This is a genomic window from Aminobacter sp. Y103A (assembly GCF_030294925.1).
GTDB classification, from domain to species: domain Bacteria; phylum Pseudomonadota; class Alphaproteobacteria; order Rhizobiales; family Rhizobiaceae; genus Aminobacter; species Aminobacter ciceronei.
The window spans coordinates 326,482-343,141 of record NZ_AP017986.1 but is presented as its reverse complement, the minus strand read 5'-3'; the positions used below and the strand labels follow the sequence as shown (position 1 = coordinate 343,141).

Genomic DNA, 16,660 nt, shown 5'->3' with positions numbered 1-16,660 from the left:
CCTCGGCGCGACGATACGCCGGGGCTTACCTTGGGTCAATGGAACAAGCCCGAAGCCCAACGCGTCCACCCTCTCCCTGAGGCAGTGATCGCGCCGTGCTCCGGGTGCTCGCGGTGACCCGCAACACCTGGTGTCTGTGGTCATTGGCTTCTTTCCTTTGCTGACGCCGCATCATGCGGGGCCTGCGCATGGGTCGCGGCCGAGCAGGGAAAGGTTCACGCCGGATTGGACCGGGGTCGACGTTTTCAAACTGGACGGCGTGACGTGATCGCCAGCGCGACACCTGACAGGATGCAGATGCTGGCAAGCACCAGGCGCGCCGACAGAACCTCGGACAGGAATACCGTGGCGCCCGCCGCCGCAATGACCGGGACCGTCAGCTGGACGACGGCGGCCTGGGTCGGCGTGAGACCGGGCAAGGCGCGGTACCAGATCGCATAGCCCAATCCGGAAGCAACGACGCCTGAGGCGGCGGCGAGGTAGACGCCGCGCGCGGTCACACCGGCGCCGAAGGTGGGCAGCAGGGCGAGTGGGATGCAGATCAAGGCGGCGCGCAGGAAATTGCCGGCGGTATCGCCAAGGGGGCTCGCCGAGCCACGGCCACGTAGCGAGTAGATGCCCCACGCAATGCCCGAAACCACCATCAGCACGCTGCCGATGGCATCAGGAGCGTTGAGGCCGGGCAGCACGAGATAGAGGAAAGCCGCAAAGGCAATGACCAACCCGGCAAGCTCGCGCAGGGTTGGCCGGGTTCGCCTGATAATGCCCCAAAAGATCATGGTGCCCTGGACGGACGCGAAAAGCACAAGCGCACCCACCGCGGCGCCAAGGCGGAGATAGGCAAGCGAAAACGCCAAGGCATAAGCGAACAGGGCGACAGCCGACGGCCAGTTGCCGGGCCGGGCTCGAAAGATGCTGCGGCCGCGCTGCCAGGAGATCAGCAGCAGCAACGCCGCCGCGCCGGAGCACAGGCGGATCGCAGTGTAGGCAACCGCATCGATCGCGCCGCCGTCGAGAGCTGAACGCGCCAGCAGCGAGTTGGCCGCAAAAGCGATCATCGCCAGCACCGTCAGCAGAATGGTCACGGAACGGACCTCGTCTGTATTTGGCGACTGCATCGACGCCGCCGGATCCGCCATTGGACCAGCTGCGCGAACGTAACATGCCGGGAGCGACTGGTCGCGGTCGGCGTTTCGACATCACCCCGCCAGAATGCCGGAAAATCGCGATTGAAATCGATTACATTTTCAGCATATGATCCCTTGCAGCAGTTTTTCTGTGCATCGGGAGGAGTTCATGAGGAAATTTTCAGCACTGGCGCTCACCACCGTCGCGGCACTGGCCGTGTCGGCGTTCTCGACCCAGGCGGCCGACTACAAGATCGGCCTGTCCAATGGTTGGGTCGGCTCGGAGTGGCGCACGCAGATGATCGAGGAAGCCCAGGCCGCAGCGGCTGCCTGGAAGGACAAGGGCGTCAATGTCGAGGTCGTGGTGCAGAGCGCCAATGTCGACGTGCCCGGCCAGATCGCGCATGTCCGCAACTTCATCAGCGAAGGCGTCAACGCCATCATCATCAACCCGAACAGCCCGACGGCGTTCGACCCGGTCTTCGCCCAGGCCAAGGAAGCCGGCATCCTGGTAATCTCGACCGACGCCGAAGTGTCGTCGCCTGACGCCACCTATGTCGGCATCGACCAGAAGGCCTGGGGTGCGGCCGGCGCCAAGTGGCTCGCCGAAACGCTCGGCGGCAAGGGCAATGTCGTTGCGATCAACGGCGTCGCCGGCCACCCGGCCAACGAGATGCGCGTCGCCGGCTACAAGGAAGTGTTCGGCCAGTATCCCGACATCAAGATCGTCAACGAAGTCAACGCCAACTGGGATCAGGCCCAGGGCCAGCAGGCGATGCAGAACCTGCTCGCCACCTACCCCGACATCAACGGCGTCTGGGTGCAAGACGGCATGGCGGCGGGCGCCTGGAAGTCGATCATCGATGCCAAGAAGGAATCGTCGATCGCCGCCACCGGCGAGATCCGCAAGGACTTCATCGACATCTGGACCAAGGACAAGCTCAACTCGGGCGCCTCGGTGAACCCGCCCGGCGTGATGGCCTCGGCACTCAACGTCGCCGTGCTGATGCTGCAGGGCAAGGAACTGAAGGAACCGGCAACGGCTGGCCAGTACAAGAACGCCATGTACCTGCCGATCCCGTTCATCGACAGCAAGAACCTCGCTGACGCTGCGAAGGCGGTAGACGGCAAGCCGGGCTACTATTCCTACACCAGCCAGCTTTCCATCGAAGACGCCGAAAAGCTCTTCAAGTAAGCTTCCTCCCAAGACGGGGGACGCGGCACCTGCACACAGGCCCGCGTCCCCGCGACCGACGAAGCACCGGGAAGCCACCACCATGTCAAAACTCATCATGCGCGGCGTAAGCAAGGCTTACGGCGCTACCTTGGCCTTGCGCCGCGGCGACCTAACGGTCGAGGCAGGCGAAGTGCATGTGCTGATCGGCTCGAACGGTTCGGGCAAGAGCACCTTGTGCAAGGTGCTGGCCGGCAGCGTGCGGCCGGACGGCGGCGAGATCCTGATCGACAACAAGCCGGTCACCATCACCGGCCCGCATTCCGCACGCGCATCAGGCATCGGCATCTTCTACCAGGAGCTCAGCCTGGCCGGACATCGGACGGTTGCAGAAAACATCTGCCTGCCCGACATGCCGGGCGGCATCTTCGTCGACCGCGCAGCCCTGGAGAGCCGGGCACAGCGTTACATCGCTTTGTTCGACACCGTTTCCGGCGAGGGCTTCTCGGCCGAGGCAGTGGTCGAGAACCTGCGCGCCGACCAGCGCCAATTGGTCGAGATCATGAAGGCGCTGGCGACCGAAGCACCCATCACCATCTTCGACGAACCGACATCGGCACTCGACCGGGCCCAGGTCGACCGCTTCTTCGACATCCTGCGCGACCTCAAGGCCGCGGGCCGCAGCATCATCTTCATCTCGCACCGCATGGATGAGATCTTCGCCATCGGTGACCGCGTCACCGTCATCCGCGACGGCGAGACGGTCGGCACCAAGAACATCGCCGACACCAATCCCGGCGAGGTCATCAGGCTGATGGTCGGCGGCCAGGACGAGCTGGCGCCCGGCGCCAGCGCACCGCCGGCCGAGGCCGCCGATCGCAAGGCACCGGTGCTGACGGTCTCCCGTTTCTTCGGCAAGGGTTTCGCCAATGTCGGCTTCGAGGTCGCCAAAGGTGAGATTCTTGGTTTCGGCGGCCTGCATGGCCAGGGCCAGTCGGCGGTGCTGCGCGCCATCTTCGGCGCCACTCCCTCGAATGGCGGCACGCTCACATTGGCGGGTTCGACTTTTGCGCCATCTGACCCACGCGCGGCGATCCGACGCGGCCTCGCCTATGTCTCCGGCGACCGCAGCCGCGACGGCGTGATCCAGGGCCGGCCGATCCTCGAAAACGTCACGCCGATCCATTATCTCCGCCAGAAGCTGTTCCTCGCCCGACCCTCGGCATTGGCCGAGCGGGTCAAGCCGGCGCTCGAGGCGCTGCACACCAAATTTGCCGGGCTCGGCTACCCGATCAATTCGCTGTCGGGCGGCAACCAGCAGAAGATCGTCATCGCCCGTTGGCTGATCGACCGGCCCGACGTGCTGTTGCTCGATGATCCGACCAAGGGTATCGACCTGTCGGCTAAGGCAGATCTGTTCGCGCTGATCCGCCAGCTCGCCGCCGAGGGCATGGGCATCGTGCTCTATTCCTCGGAGGATGCCGAGCTGCTCAACAATGCCGACCGCATCCTCGTCTTCAACGGCGGTGCGGTGCGCCGCGAACTCACCGGCGCCGACAGAACGCGCTACAATCTCTACCAGGCAGCTTACGAGGCCGCGTGATGACAGCCGCGTCCCTTCCCTCCAGCAAGCCGGGCGGATTGAAGCGCCTCGTCGAGCGCCATCCGTTCCTGCCGGCGCTGGTCATCGCCATCGTCTTGCTTGCGCTCAACGGCCTCTACCAGCCGCGCAGCGTAAGCTTTGCCGGCATCACCGGCCTGACCAAGACCTATCTGGCGCTGATGATGCTCGCCATCGCCCAGACCTATGTCGTCTATGCCGGCGACATCGACCTGTCGGCAGGCGCCATCGTCTCTTTGGTCAATGTCGTCATCGTGGTGACGATGGAGAAGCTGGGCGGCAGCGGCTTCTCGGTGGTTGCAGCGCTCGGCATCGGGCTCTTCGTTGGCCTCGCCTGTGGCATTATCAATGGCATCGTGGTTGCGGCGCTCCGGCTGCAGGCGATCGTCGCCACCTTCGCCACCTCGATCTTCTTCACCGGGCTGGCGCTCTACGTCATGCCGGTGGCCGGCACGCCGGCGCCCGCCGCCTTCTGGCGTACCTATGGCGGACGCTTCTTTGAGATTCCGTTTGTCTATTTCGCCGTGGCTCTGCTGGCGATCGTGCTCTACGTGCTTGCCCGCACAAGGCTCGCAACGCAGTTGCTCGCGGTCGGCGACGATGCGCAGGCTGCCTACCAGAGCGGCCTGCCGGTGACGAAGATCCGCGTCCAGGGCTACGCGCTCTGCGGCCTGTTTGCGGCGCTCGCCGCCTTCTGTATCACCGGCGACACGGCCAGCGGCGACCCACTTGTCGGCGGCAAGATGACCTTGTTCTCTGTGGCGGCGGTGGTGCTAGGCGGCAGCGCGCTGTCGGGCGGTTTCGGCACCGTCGTCGGCTCGATCATCGGTGCGCTGATCATCGGGCTGATCAACTCGCTGGTGTTCTTCGTCGGCACGCCGTCGGAATGGCAGAACCTGGTCCAGGGCCTCGCCATTCTCGTCGCCCTGATGGCGGGCATCCTTGTCGGACGGAGGGCACGCGCATGACCGCAGCAACCCAAACGCCAGCGGCAGCCCCCTCGCCGGTGCTGACCTTCCTCAAGCAGCCGCTGGTCGTGGCGCTGACCCTCATCGCCGCGCTCTTGCTGCTCGGCGAGGCGCTGTCGCCCGGCTTCGCCTCGGGTCAGCAGATCCTGCGCCTGCTCATCGTCGCCGCCCTGCTCGGCATCGTCGCCGCCGGCCAGAACCTGGTCATCCTTGGCGGCCGCGAAGGCATCGACCTGTCGGTCGGCGGCGTCGTCTCGCTCAGCGCCATCATCGGCGGCAATCTGATGAACGGTGCGGATAGCGGCATCCTGCCGGCGATCCTCGGCTGCATCGCCGCGGGTGCAGTGATCGGCCTGTTCAACGGCCTCGGCGTGACGCTGCTGCGCATCCCGCCGCTGGTCATGACGCTCGGCATGCTCGGCGTGCTGCAAGGTCTTCTCGTCGTCATCCGCAACGGCATCCCCTCGGGACGCGCCGCGCCCGGTCTGTCGCAGTTCGTCACCCAGCCTTTCCTCTTCGGCCTGCCCGGTATCATCTGGCTGTGGGTGGCGATCGGCCTGCTGATGGCCTTCATGCTCGGCCGCACCGTGTTCGGCCACCGTATCTACGCCATCGGCTCGAACGAGCAGGCGGCCTTCATGGCCGGCGTCCCGGTGAAGCGCACCCGCATCGCCCTGTTCATGCTGTCGGGCGCCTTCGCCGCGGTCGCCGGCATGTGCCTGATCGGCTATTCCGGCTCGTCCTTCGCCAATGTCGGCGAGCAGTACATGCTGCCTTCGATCATTGCGGTGGTGTTCGGCGGCACACCGCTGTCGGGCGGCAAGGGCGGCTACACGGGCACGATGGCGGGCGCCGTGCTGCTGGTCGTTCTCCAGAGCATCCTGACGACAGTGCATATCGATGAATCCGGGCGGCAGATGGTGTTCGGCGCGACCTTGCTGATCCTGATGCTCTTCTACGGCCGTGGCAGGGCGATGCGCGCATGAACGAGCGACCCAAGATCAAGGATATCGCCGAGCGGCTGGGCGTTTCCGCAGCCACCGTGTCGCGCGCGCTTTCCGACAGCGGCCTCGTCGCCGAGCCGACGCTGAGCCGCATTCGCGACATGGCGCGCGAGATGAATTACCGGCCCAATGTCAGCGCCCGCAACCTGCGCACGCAGAAGGCGATGGCGGTGCTGATGGTGGTGCGCGACGTCGGCAACCCGTTCTACCTCGAGATCCTCAAGGGTGTCGAAGCGACCGCCCGCGCCGCCGGCTATTCGGTGCTGATGGGCAACACCGAAAACGACTCCGACCGCGAAATCGAGTATTTCGACATGCTGCGCGACGGCCATGCCGACGGCATGATCCTGATGACCGGCAAGCTGCCCCGGCGCGAGGGTTTTGTCGCCTCGGTCGAAGGCGGCGCGCCGATCGTGGTGGCGCTGGAGGAGATCCAGGACGCCGGCTTCCCGCATGTGATGATCGACAACGCGGCGGCCGCCCGCAACGCCGTCGAGCATCTGATCGGCCTTGGCCACAGGCGCATTGCCCATGTCTCCGGCCCGGTGCCGGAGATCATGAGCGTCGACCGCCGCGACGGCTATCGCGCCGCAATGCAGGCCGCAGGCCTCGCCATCCCGGACGGCTACGAGCAGCGCGGCGACTATCTGCTGCACACCGGCCAGCGCCTGTGCCGGGCGCTGTTCGAACTGCCCGAGCCGCCAACGGCGATCTTCGTCGCCAACGACGAAATGGCCTTCGGCGTGATCCACGAATTGCGCAAGCTCGGCCTCGACGTGCCCGGCCAGGTCTCGGTCGTCGGCTTCGACGACCTGTTCCTGAGCGAAGCCTTCTATCCGCCGCTGACGACAGTCAGCCAGCCGCGCACCGACATCGGCCGCGCCGCCATGACCATGCTGCTCGACCTGCTGTCGGGCGGTGCCACGCCGCGCAGGCCGGTGATGCTGCCGACAACGCTCAAGGTCCGCGGCACCACGGCGCCGGCGCCGAAATGATTTCAGTCTAGGGGACCTCACATGACCGGATTGCCCAAACAGCGGCTGCGCGTCGGCTTCGTCGGAAGCGGCTTCATCGCGGAATTCCACCTCAAGGGCATGCTCGGCGTGCGCAATGTCGATGTCACCGGCGTGTTCAGCCGCAAGGCCGAGAACCGCGCCCGCTTCGCCAGCCGCGTTGCCGAACTCGGCTTGGGCGACTGCACCAGCCACGACAGCCTGGAATCGCTCGTCAACGCCGACAATGTCGACGCGATCTGGATTCTGTCGCCCAACTACACCCGCCTCGACGTGATGCGCACATTGCATGCCGAGGTGAAGGCCGGCCGCAGCAAGGTGATTGCGGTTGCCTGCGAAAAGCCGCTGGCGCGGACCATCGCCGAGGCGCGCGAGATGCTGCGCCTGGCTGAGGACGCCGGCCTCAATCACGGCTATCTTGAAAATCAGGTGTTCTGCACGCCGGTCATCCGCGGCAAGGACATTATCTGGCGCCGCGCCGCCTCGGCCACCGGTCGGCCCTATCTGGCACGCGCGGCCGAAGAGCATTCCGGTCCGCACGAGCCGTGGTTCTGGCAGGGCGACAAGCAGGGCGGCGGCGTGCTGTCCGACATGATGTGCCACAGTGTCGAGGTCGCCCGCCATCTGCTGACCAAGCCGGGTGCCCCGCGCAAGTCGCTGACCATCAAGCAGGTGAGCGGCACCGTCGCCAATCTCAAATGGACGCGACCCAACTATGCCGACCAGCTGCGCAAGCGCTTCGGCAGCGAGGTGGACTACCGCAACCGCCCGTCCGAAGATTTCGCCCGCGGCACCATCCTGCTCGAGGACGAGGACGGCAACGAGCTGGTGATCGAGGCGACGACCTCCTGGGCCTATGTCGGTGCCGGCCTGCGGATCCAGCTCGAACTGCTCGGGCCGGAATATGCGATGGAGTTCAACTCGCTCAACACCGGCCTCAAGATATTCATGTCGCGGGAGGTCAAGGGCGAAGAAGGCGAGGACCTTGTCGAGAAGCAGAATGCCGAACAGGGTCTGATGCCGGTGCTGGAAGACGAAGCGGGCGTCTATGGCTACACCGACGAGAACCGACACATGGTCGAGTGCTTCCGCAAGGGCGAGACGCCGATGGAAACCTTCCATGACGGGCTCGCCGTGGTCGAGATCCTGATGGGGCTCTACCGCTCGGCGGAGATTTCCGGTTCGGTCAGCTTCCCGGCTCCGGAACTCGAAAACTATGTCCCGGTCGTGGCCCGCATTGGTGCCTGACCAGACCATTCGGCGGCCGTGCCATGTGTGTGGCCGCTCTCTTGCATCACAGGCCATCCCATGACCGTTCCGCCGCTGCTGGTTCTCGGCAATGTCAATGTCGACCTCGTGCTCGGCGAGGTCGACGGCTGGCCTGCCGTCGGCACCGAAGTGATGGTCGACCGCTCGGAGATGCGGCCGGGCGGCTCGGCCGGCAACACCGCGCTGGCGCTGTCAGGCATGCAGGTCGCACACCGCATGATCGCCTCGGTCGGCAACGACTCGAACGGCGCGTGGCTGAGCGGCCAGTTCGACCAGCCATCGACCGAATGGATCGTCGAACCCTGCGAGACGACGCTCACCGTCGGCATCGTCCACAAGGGTGGCGACCGGGTGTTTTTCACCACGCCCGGACATTTGCAGCGCGCCAGCCTCGACGACCTTATTGAACGCCTGCCCGGGGCGCCAGGCGAAAACGCCTTCGCGTTGATCTCGGGCGGCTTCCTGATGCCCGCCATCGAGGCAGGCACCATCAAGCTTCTGGCGGCGCTTGCGGCCAGAGGCTGGCGCACGGCGATCGATCCGGGCTGGCCACCCGCCGGCTGGAGCGCGACCAACATGCAGCGTCTGGGCGAATGGATTGCCGCTGCCGACGTGTCGCTGATCAATGCCGAGGAAGCCAAGGGACTTGCCGGCATGGACGATCTCGAAGGCGCGGCCGAGCTTCTGGCCGGGCGTATCGGCCCTTCGCATACGCTCGTCATCAAGGACGGAGCCGAAGGCGCGCATGCCTATGCCGGCGGGGCACATTTCCACGCCGCATCGCCGAAGGTCCAGGTGATCGACACCGTCGGCGCCGGCGACACGTTCAACGCTGCCTTGCTCGCGGCGCTCGCCAAGGGCCGGACGCTTGCCGAAGCTCTGGCGCGCGGCACCGACATCGCCGCGCGGGCGATCTCGACCTTTCCGCGCCGCTATTGCAGCTGACGCCAGAACGCCTCCACGCACTCTGCCTGGACCGCTTTGGCGGCGGGCAAAGCCACCTTGTTCGATGACCTTTGCGTGAGCCATCAGCTGCACGGTCGCGCAGGGTCGTCAAATCTCTCGAAGCACGCTATGATTTGTCCAGGTGAAGGTCGCGGTTTGGCGTGACCACTCATGCCAAGCGCAGGCCGCGACCCACCCCAACGGAGGAGTGGTCATGGCAAGTTTCCATGTGTACGCAGGCGCCACCAATACGATCGAGCATCCCGCCATCCGGCGGATAACGGTCGCTGATGTGTTCGACGCGCTGCGACGTGGCTTGGACGACTTTTGGGACAAGCCGTCGCATTACGTTTTCCTGTGCCTGATCTACCCGATCGTCGGGGTGTTCCTGATCACATGGACGTCGGGCGGCAACGCCCTGCAGCTCATTTTCCCGCTGATGTCCGGCTTTGCCTTACTGGGTCCCTTCTTCGGCATCGGCCTCTACGAGATCAGCCGAAGGCGTGAGCAGGGCCTCGACACATCCTGGAGGCATGCCTTCGATGTCAGGCATTCGCCGGCCATCCCGGCAATGGTGGCCATCGGCATCATGCTGCTCGCGCTGTTCGTCGCCTGGCTTTTTGTCGCGCAGGCGCTCTACAGCTGGCTTTACGGAGCCGACGCCCCGCTGTCGATGGCAGCGTTCTTCAGCGATCTCTTCACCACCCAGCGCGGCTGGACGCTGATTCTCCTCGGCAATCTGATCGGCTTCCTGTTCGCCCTGGTCGTGCTCTGCACCACCGTCGTCGCCTTTCCGCTGCTGCTCGACGCCGATGTCGGTGCCTATGCCGCGATCGAGACGTCGGCACGGGCGGTACGGGACAATCCAGTGCCAATGCTTCTGTGGGGCCTGATCGTCGCCGTCGCGCTGCTGATCGGGTCGCTGCCGTTCCTGGCTGGCCTCGCCGTCGTCATTCCGGTGCTCGGTCATGCGACCTGGCACCTCTATCGCAAGGTCGTGGACGTTCCGGCCGACAAGAAGACGCCGCTGCCTCCGTCTCCCGAGCAGGGGGAAGACAGGCACTTCCCGTACTGGCTGCGCGGGTCTTAGCCGAATCTGACGCAACCTTCTCCCCCGTAACGGGGGAGAAGGTTGTCTGCTGTGATGGGCTGAGGGTCCTGGCGCGCGGCATCGACATCGCCGCGTGGATACTTGGACCCGCGCGACTAATGCAGCTGACGGCTTGGCGCCTTGGCCTTCGGCTTCGCTGCCGGCGACGGCACTGAGAGCCGATCGAGATGCATGCGGATGTGGGCGGCTTCAGCTGCGGTGTTGGCCAGTGCGATCGCCCTGTCGAAGGCTTCGCGCGCTTCGTCGGTGCGGCCGAGCTGCATCAGCAACCCACCCCTCACACCGAAGAAGTGGAAGTAGCCCGACAGCTTCGGCGCCAGCGGCTCGATCAGCTTCAGCGCCGCCTCAGGTCCGCGCAGCTTGGCAAAAGCAACCGCGCGATTGAGCGTGACGACAGGCGACGGCGTCATCGATTCCAGCACCGAATAAAGCAGGTCGATCTCGGCCCAGTCGGTATCCTCGGGCCGGGCGGCGCGGGCATGGAGTGCTGCGATCGCCGACTGGATCTGGTAGGGGCCGGGTCGACGGTGGCGCATCGCCTTGTCGATCAACGCCAGGCCTTCGTCGATCAGCGCCTTGTTCCACAGCGTGCGGTCCTGATCCTCCATCAGCACGAGCTCGCCCTCGGCATTGAAGCGGGCGGCAGCGCGGGCATGCTGGAGCAAAAGCAGCGCGGTCAGGCCCATCACCTCGGGCTCGGTCTGGAACAGGCGCAGCAACAGCCGCGCCAGCCTGATCGCTTCCTCGCACAGCGGCGCGCGGTTGGCGATCTCGGTGGCACCGGCGGAATAGCCTTCGTTGAAGACGAGATAGACCATGGCAAGTACGGCCGCGACGCGCTCCGAGCGCTCCACCGGGCCAGGCGCCTCGAACGGCACGTCGGCATTGGCAATGCGCGCCTTGGCGCGGGTGATGCGTTGTTCCATGGCGCTTTCGCCGACGAGGAAGGCGCGGGCGATCTGCTTGACCGACAGGCCGGAAACGATGCGCAGGGCGAGCGCCACCTGCTGCGTCGCCGGCAGATCGGGATGGCAGCAGATGAACAGCAGGCGCAGGATGTCGTCGCGATAGTGCTGGCCGTCGAGCCGTTCGGCGATGTCGGCCTCGGCGTCCTCGAGGTCGGACACCAGCTCTTCGGCCGGCAGCGGCGCCTGCTTGCTCTGGCGGCGGGCAGCATCGATGCCGGAATTGCGGCCGACGAAGATCAGCCAGGCGGCCGGATCACGCGGCGGTCCCTTCTCCGGCCATGTGCGCAAGGCGCGCAGGCAGGCCTCCTGGAACGCTTCTTCCGCCGTGTCGAGGTTGCGGAAATAGCGAAGCAAGGCTGCCACGGCCTGCGGCCGGGCGGAAGAAAGTGCCGTGTTGATCCAGGCCGGGTCGGTCATGCTGCCTCTTTTCCGGGGAAAAATGCGCCTATCGGGCGCAGTTCGTAAGAGCCGCCGCCAGGATTGGCTTCCGCCAGGTCCTTGGCCACGGCCACGGCATCGTCGAGCGTCTCGCAATCGACGACATAGAAACCGAGGAACTGCTCCTTGGTTTCGGCAAAGGGCCCGTCGATGACCAATGGTTCGTCCCTGGTCTTGCGCAGGGTGGTGGCAGCCGTCGTCGGCATCAGCCGGGCCACCGGCCCGAGCCTGCCCTGGTCGCGCAGCTTGCCGGTGACCACCTGCAGGCGCGCCATCACCTCGTCGTCCTGCTCCTTGGACCAGGCGCAGACGACGTCTTCGTTGTTGTAGCAAAGGATGGCGTAGAGCATCTTTTCAGTTCCTTCATGACTAGGACGCGCGAGAATGTGCAATTCCGACAAGGCGTCGGCAACTTTTTTTGCCGTCGGCGAGGACCAATGCCTGCGATCACCGTGACGGCTTGTGAAAAACCGGGAGAGGTGCAGATATGACGCCGGTTTGGCGCCTGCAAGGTGCCGGCGAGGTTGGAGGACCACCGATGAAAAACGCCGAAATTTCACAGCGCAAGATGCAGACCATTGCCCGCGGCGTCGGCATGACGACGCAGGTCTATGCCGACCGCGCCGAGAACTCCGAGATCTGGGATGTCGAAGGCCGCCGCTACATCGACTTCTCTTCCGGCATCGCCGTCGTCAACACCGGCCATCGCCACCCGCGCGTCATCGAGGCGGTCAAGGCACAGCTCGACCGCTTCACCCATACCTGCCATCAGGTCGTGCCCTATGAAAGCTATGTCAGGCTCGGCGAAAGGCTGAACGCGATCGCGCCGATGAAGGGCGACAAGCGCACGATCTTCGTCACGACAGGCGCCGAAGCCGTCGAGAACGCCGTCAAGATCGCCCGCAACGCCACCGGCCGCCAGGCAGTCATCGCCTTTGCCGGCGGCTTCCACGGCCGCACATTCATGGGCATGGCGCTGACCGGAAAGGTGCAGCCCTACAAGGCAGGCTTCGGCGCCATGCCGGCCGATGTGTTCCATGCGCCCTTCCCGGTGCCGCTGCATGGCGTCACCACGGCCGATGCGCTGGCGGCGCTCGACCGGCTGTTCAAGGCAGATGTCGACCCGGCGCGGGTGGCGGCCATCATCATCGAGCCGGTGCAGGGCGAAGGCGGCTTCTACGAGGTGCCGCGCGACTTCATGACGGCGCTGCGCAAGATCTGCGACCAGCACGGCATGCTCTTGATCGCCGACGAGGTTCAGACCGGCTTTGCGCGCACCGGCAAGATGTTCGCCATGGACCATCATGACGTCGCGCCCGACCTGATGACGATGGCGAAAAGCCTCGCCGGCGGCTTCCCGCTGGCCGCCGTCACCGGCCGCGCCGAACTGATGGACGCGCCCAATCCCGGCGGCCTCGGCGGCACCTATGGCGGCAGCCCGATCGGTGTCGCGGCAGCACACGCCGTGCTCGACGTCATCGAGGACGAAAAACTCTGCGACCGCGCCAATCAGCTCGGCGCGCGGCTCAAGCAGCGGCTGGAATCCTTGCGCGACGACGTGCCGGAGATATCAGACATCCGCGGTCTCGGCTTCATGAATGCTGTCGAGTTCAACGACGCAAAGACCAAGCTGCCCTCGGCCGACTTCGCCAACGCCGTCAGGCTCAAGGCGCTCGACAAGGGCCTGATCCTGCTCACCTGCGGCGTCCACGGCAACGTCATCCGTTTCCTCGCGCCAATCACCATCCAGGACGACGTCCTGACCGAGGCGCTCGATATTCTGGAGGCGTCGATCCGGGAAGTGCGGACATAAGCTGCTTGCCGATGCAACAGGTCTCCTCCGGCATCACATGAATGGTGCCGGAGCCGCCGTTCAGTCCGCAACTGTGAGATAGGCCCGCACCAGCCGGATCAGCTCTTGTTTCAGCTCCTCGGAGCCGAGCAAGCCGCGACGGGCGGCGTTGTGAACCACGCCGTCCATCAGGTCGGAAAGGACCATACCGGCAACCCGCTCATTCGCCCCCGATCGCGAGGTCCGATAAGCGGCGACAGCGGCGGTGTAGTGACCGAGATACTCGGCTTCGAAAGCGCTGTTGGGATCCCTCATGCTCTCGGAGCTCTGAGCCTCGTCGAGCAGCTTGCGATGCAGCCCCGGATTGATGCTGTGCGCCGCGAACATGTCGCGCACGAGATCCTCGGCAAATTGCTCGACAGCCTTTCCCTCGCGCAGCGACCCGCGCATGACGGCAAGGCAATCGTCGAGATGGCGGCGCCGAATGGCCTCGACCAGCGACTGCTTGTCGGGAAAATACTGGTAGAGCGATCCGATGCTCACACCCGCCAGTTCGGCAACCTTGTTGGTGCTAAAGTCGTCCCAGCCCTTCTCGCCCAGAATGTGAGCCCCGGCCTCGATGATCGCCTCGACGGTCGCTTGCGAACGGCCCTGCCGCGGCAGCTTGCGCATCGGGGAGTTCGATTTCGCAATGCGAGTAGACACTTGGGCTGCTCCGGACGATCATCAGGACGTTACTCACATTTGCACACAGACAAAAGGAGCCTCGCGATGAGCGGTCTTCTGCACACCCTGTTCGGCTATCACACCTGGGCCAATGCAGATCTGTTCGGCAAGCTCGAAGAACTCGACCCGGAGCGGCAGGGGGCGGAGCTGGCCAGGGCGTTGCGGCTGATCAGCCATTACCATGTCGTCGCCCGGATTTTTGCCGCGCATCTGAGCGGCGAGACGCACCGTTACACCTCGGACAATGTCGCGCAAACACCGACCCTTGCGGACTTGCGGTCGGCCGTCACTGACTCGGACCGGTGGTATCTCGACTATGTCGAGCATGTACCATCAGGCCGGCTGACCGAGCGGTTGGCATTCATGTTCACCGACGGCGACAAGGGATACATGTCGCGGGAAGAAATGCTGGGCCATGTCATCCTGCACGGCGGCTATCACCGCGGCGAGGTCGGCCGCATCCTGTCGCAGCTGTCCATCATGCCGCCATGGGATACGCTCGCCGTCTATCTCCACCAGACGGAACCGGCGCGCCGCCTGCAAGGCAGCCAAGCACCGACATCCGCCACAACAGCAGCAGTCTCAGGCTAGCGCGGGTCCTCAAATCCACGGGTCGATTGGCTTGCCAGCGGGGTTCTCGAGCGACTACCCCGCCGGCAGCGCCGCCAGTGCAGCCTTGAGCGCCTCGGCCCCACCCGCCACCTGCTCCGTCGTCGGCGAGAAGCCGAGGCCGAGCATCTTGCGGCCGAGCATGTGGTCGGCGGGACGATTGACAGATTCGATGGCGACAAGGCGGTCGCCGATGAAATGGAACACCGAGAAGCGGTTCTCGGCCGGATCGCCCGACAGGATCTGGCGGTCGCTGCCGGCGGTCAGGCCAACCATCTGCAACTTCATGTCGCCAATGTCGGACCAGAACCACGGTACGGCGACGTAGTCACCGGGATGGCCAAGAACCGTGCGGGCGGCGAGCTTGGCCTGGTCAGTGGCGTTCTGCACCGATTCCAGGCGCACGTCGCTGCCGGTCTGCCAATGGCGGTAGCTGGCGTTGTCGCCGATGGCGAGAATGTTCTCGACCGAGCTGCGCATGGCCGTGTCGATGCGGATGCCGTTGGCGATCGCCAGCCCCGCCGTCTCGGCCAGTTCGACATTGGGCACGACGCCGATGCCTGTTATCACCATCTTCGCCGGCAGATGCTCGCCGGAAGAGGTCAGCACGCTCGCGACATGGCCGTCCTCACCTTCGATGCGCTCGATGGTGGTCTTGAGCAGGATGCGGACACCCGATGCCGTCAGGCGCTGGCGCACATGTTCGGCGATCAGGGGTGCCACGGCGCGGCCGAGCAGGCGGTCGAGCGCCTCGATCACCGTCACCTTGCGGCCGCCGGCGGCGAGCGTGGCGGCGATCTCCAGGCCGATGAAGCCTCCGCCGATGACGACGACTTCCTCGCAGGCAGCGCTCTGCTCGCGGATCAGCCGGGCATCGGCCACAGAGCGAAGCGACAGCACGCCTGCAAGATGGGCCCCCGGCAGCGGCAGCAGGCGCGGGCGCGAACCCGTGGCAAGGATCAGCTGGTCATAGGCAAGGTCACCGCCGCCGGCGAGTTCGAGCCGGCGCGCCGCGGCATCGATGCGTTCGACCAGGGTTCCGGGCCGGAAGTCGATGGTGTGGCCGGTGTAAAACACCTCGCCGCGCAAGGGCTGCGGTTGGGCGGCAGCATCCTTGATGAAGGTCTTGGACAGCGGCGGCTTGTGGTAGGGCAGCTCCTTCTCGTCGCCGAGCAGAATGACCGGCCCATCGTAGCCCTCCTCGCGAAGGCTGGCTGCAGCCTGCACGCCGGCATGGCCGGCCCCGACAATCACCACACCGTTCTTCATGCTCGCCTCTGCAACACCGGAAACCTCTACCGAAATGACCGCTAGGGGCCTCCGCCGCAAGGGGCCATGACGTGATTTCATGGCTGACAGGCGGGATTTCATATCGTACAGGCGGGCCAGATAGTGCCAGGCGTGGCCCCCTGATCATCCCGCGTCGTGGCGCTACCTGATGTCGCAGCGGGTGCCGGGTGCTGCTCGGCAGGTCCCGCGCCATGTCTCGACAAATCAACGGCTTGGCCTCAAGAAGCTCTGCAAAAAAACTGGACAGAAACAGTTTAGAATCATTCCAAACTATTGATACCGCTACGCTTTTAGCCGAAATTGCGTTGACTTTTGATGGCGCTCGGCTTTTATGAAGTCGTGCTTTACAGCGCCTGTCTTTGATGTCTGGGCCTTTAACCCTTTCGATTGGAGCTATCTGGGTGCCTGCCTTCGTCGAACCGCGCCATGGCGCGGCTGTTTGCAGCTTGGTCGCGCTGCGCCCTATCAGGGCCTCGAACCACGCGCATATCCGAGGCCGGATCGCCCCTGAGCTTTCTTTCGATGCCATGCCGCCGATCCAGCAAGAAATGCTGACGGCACACGATTTCCAGGCGCTTGCCGGCGCCAACTGGTTCACTGAGGAG

General features: G+C 65.0%; 15 protein-coding genes. 10 read left to right on the top strand and 5 right to left on the bottom strand.

Going from position 1 to position 16,660, the window contains the following annotated elements:
• Window positions 1–245 precede the first annotated feature (245 nt).
• Complete coding sequence (locus Amn_RS01625; RefSeq protein ID WP_286294375.1) at window positions 246–1,085, bottom strand: DMT family transporter; 840 nt, start codon at window positions 1,083–1,085, stop codon at window positions 246–248.
• Between the two features lie 211 nt (window positions 1,086–1,296).
• Here Amn_RS01625 and Amn_RS01620 point away from each other — a divergent pair, with 211 nt between their 5' ends.
• The 8 genes from Amn_RS01620 (at window position 1,297) to Amn_RS01585 (ending at window position 10,211) form a co-directional block, all read left to right on the top strand.
• On the top strand, window positions 1,297–2,322 hold the full coding sequence (locus Amn_RS01620; protein ID WP_067965821.1) for an ABC transporter substrate-binding protein: 1,026 nt from the start codon (window positions 1,297–1,299) through the stop codon (window positions 2,320–2,322).
• Window positions 2,323–2,404: 82 nt separating this feature from the next.
• Entirely contained in the window at window positions 2,405–3,904 is a 1,500-nt protein-coding gene (locus tag Amn_RS01615; RefSeq protein ID WP_286294374.1) for a sugar ABC transporter ATP-binding protein, read from the top strand.
• Window positions 3,904–4,890, top strand: coding sequence for an ABC transporter permease (locus Amn_RS01610; protein ID WP_439502387.1), 987 nt, complete (start codon window positions 3,904–3,906; stop codon window positions 4,888–4,890). The genes Amn_RS01615 and Amn_RS01610 overlap by 1 nt, the downstream gene beginning before the upstream one ends.
• Entirely contained in the window at window positions 4,887–5,876 is a 990-nt protein-coding gene (locus Amn_RS01605; protein ID WP_067955302.1) for an ABC transporter permease, read from the top strand. Before Amn_RS01610 ends, Amn_RS01605 begins: the two co-directional genes overlap by 4 nt.
• The gene (locus Amn_RS01600) at window positions 5,873–6,889 is read left to right on the top strand and encodes a LacI family DNA-binding transcriptional regulator (RefSeq protein WP_286294372.1); all 1,017 of its coding nucleotides are present in this window, start codon (window positions 5,873–5,875) and stop codon (window positions 6,887–6,889) included. The genes Amn_RS01605 and Amn_RS01600 overlap by 4 nt, the downstream gene beginning before the upstream one ends.
• Before the next feature lie 21 nt (window positions 6,890–6,910).
• The gene (locus tag Amn_RS01595) at window positions 6,911–8,155 is read left to right on the top strand and encodes a Gfo/Idh/MocA family protein (protein WP_067955306.1); all 1,245 of its coding nucleotides are present in this window, start codon (window positions 6,911–6,913) and stop codon (window positions 8,153–8,155) included.
• A 60-nt stretch (window positions 8,156–8,215) separates the two neighbouring features.
• Window positions 8,216–9,121 (top strand): carbohydrate kinase family protein, encoded by a 906-nt coding sequence (locus Amn_RS01590; protein ID WP_286294371.1) that lies wholly within the window; start codon window positions 8,216–8,218, stop codon window positions 9,119–9,121.
• Window positions 9,122–9,335: 214 nt separating this feature from the next.
• Entirely contained in the window at window positions 9,336–10,211 is an 876-nt protein-coding gene (locus tag Amn_RS01585; protein WP_067955308.1) for a DUF2189 domain-containing protein, read from the top strand.
• A 116-nt stretch (window positions 10,212–10,327) separates the two neighbouring features.
• On the opposite strand, the gene Amn_RS01580 is transcribed toward Amn_RS01585, so the two are convergent.
• Entirely contained in the window at window positions 10,328–11,617 is a 1,290-nt protein-coding gene (locus Amn_RS01580) for an RNA polymerase sigma factor (protein ID WP_286294370.1), read from the bottom strand.
• Complete coding sequence (locus tag Amn_RS01575) at window positions 11,614–11,988, bottom strand: YciI family protein (RefSeq protein ID WP_192319367.1); 375 nt, start codon at window positions 11,986–11,988, stop codon at window positions 11,614–11,616. The genes Amn_RS01580 and Amn_RS01575 overlap by 4 nt, the downstream gene beginning before the upstream one ends.
• Before the next feature lie 188 nt (window positions 11,989–12,176).
• Between Amn_RS01575 and Amn_RS01570 the strand changes: the two genes are divergently transcribed.
• Window positions 12,177–13,451: a 4-aminobutyrate--2-oxoglutarate transaminase gene (locus Amn_RS01570; RefSeq protein ID WP_067965823.1), complete on the top strand. Its 1,275-nt coding sequence runs from the start codon at window positions 12,177–12,179 to the stop codon at window positions 13,449–13,451.
• 60 nt (window positions 13,452–13,511) lie between these two features.
• On the opposite strand, the gene Amn_RS01565 is transcribed toward Amn_RS01570, so the two are convergent.
• Window positions 13,512–14,135, bottom strand: a complete 624-nt coding sequence (locus Amn_RS01565) for a TetR/AcrR family transcriptional regulator (RefSeq protein ID WP_312870997.1) — start codon at window positions 14,133–14,135, stop codon at window positions 13,512–13,514.
• Window positions 14,136–14,201: 66 nt separating this feature from the next.
• On the opposite strand from Amn_RS01565, the gene Amn_RS01560 reads away from it, so the two are divergent.
• The gene (locus Amn_RS01560) at window positions 14,202–14,747 is read left to right on the top strand and encodes a DinB family protein (protein WP_286294369.1); all 546 of its coding nucleotides are present in this window, start codon (window positions 14,202–14,204) and stop codon (window positions 14,745–14,747) included.
• Between the two features lie 54 nt (window positions 14,748–14,801).
• Here Amn_RS01560 and Amn_RS01555 read toward each other — a convergent pair whose 3' ends face one another.
• On the bottom strand, window positions 14,802–16,034 hold the full coding sequence (locus Amn_RS01555) for an NAD(P)/FAD-dependent oxidoreductase (protein ID WP_067955317.1): 1,233 nt from the start codon (window positions 16,032–16,034) through the stop codon (window positions 14,802–14,804).
• Window positions 16,035–16,660 lie beyond the last annotated feature (626 nt).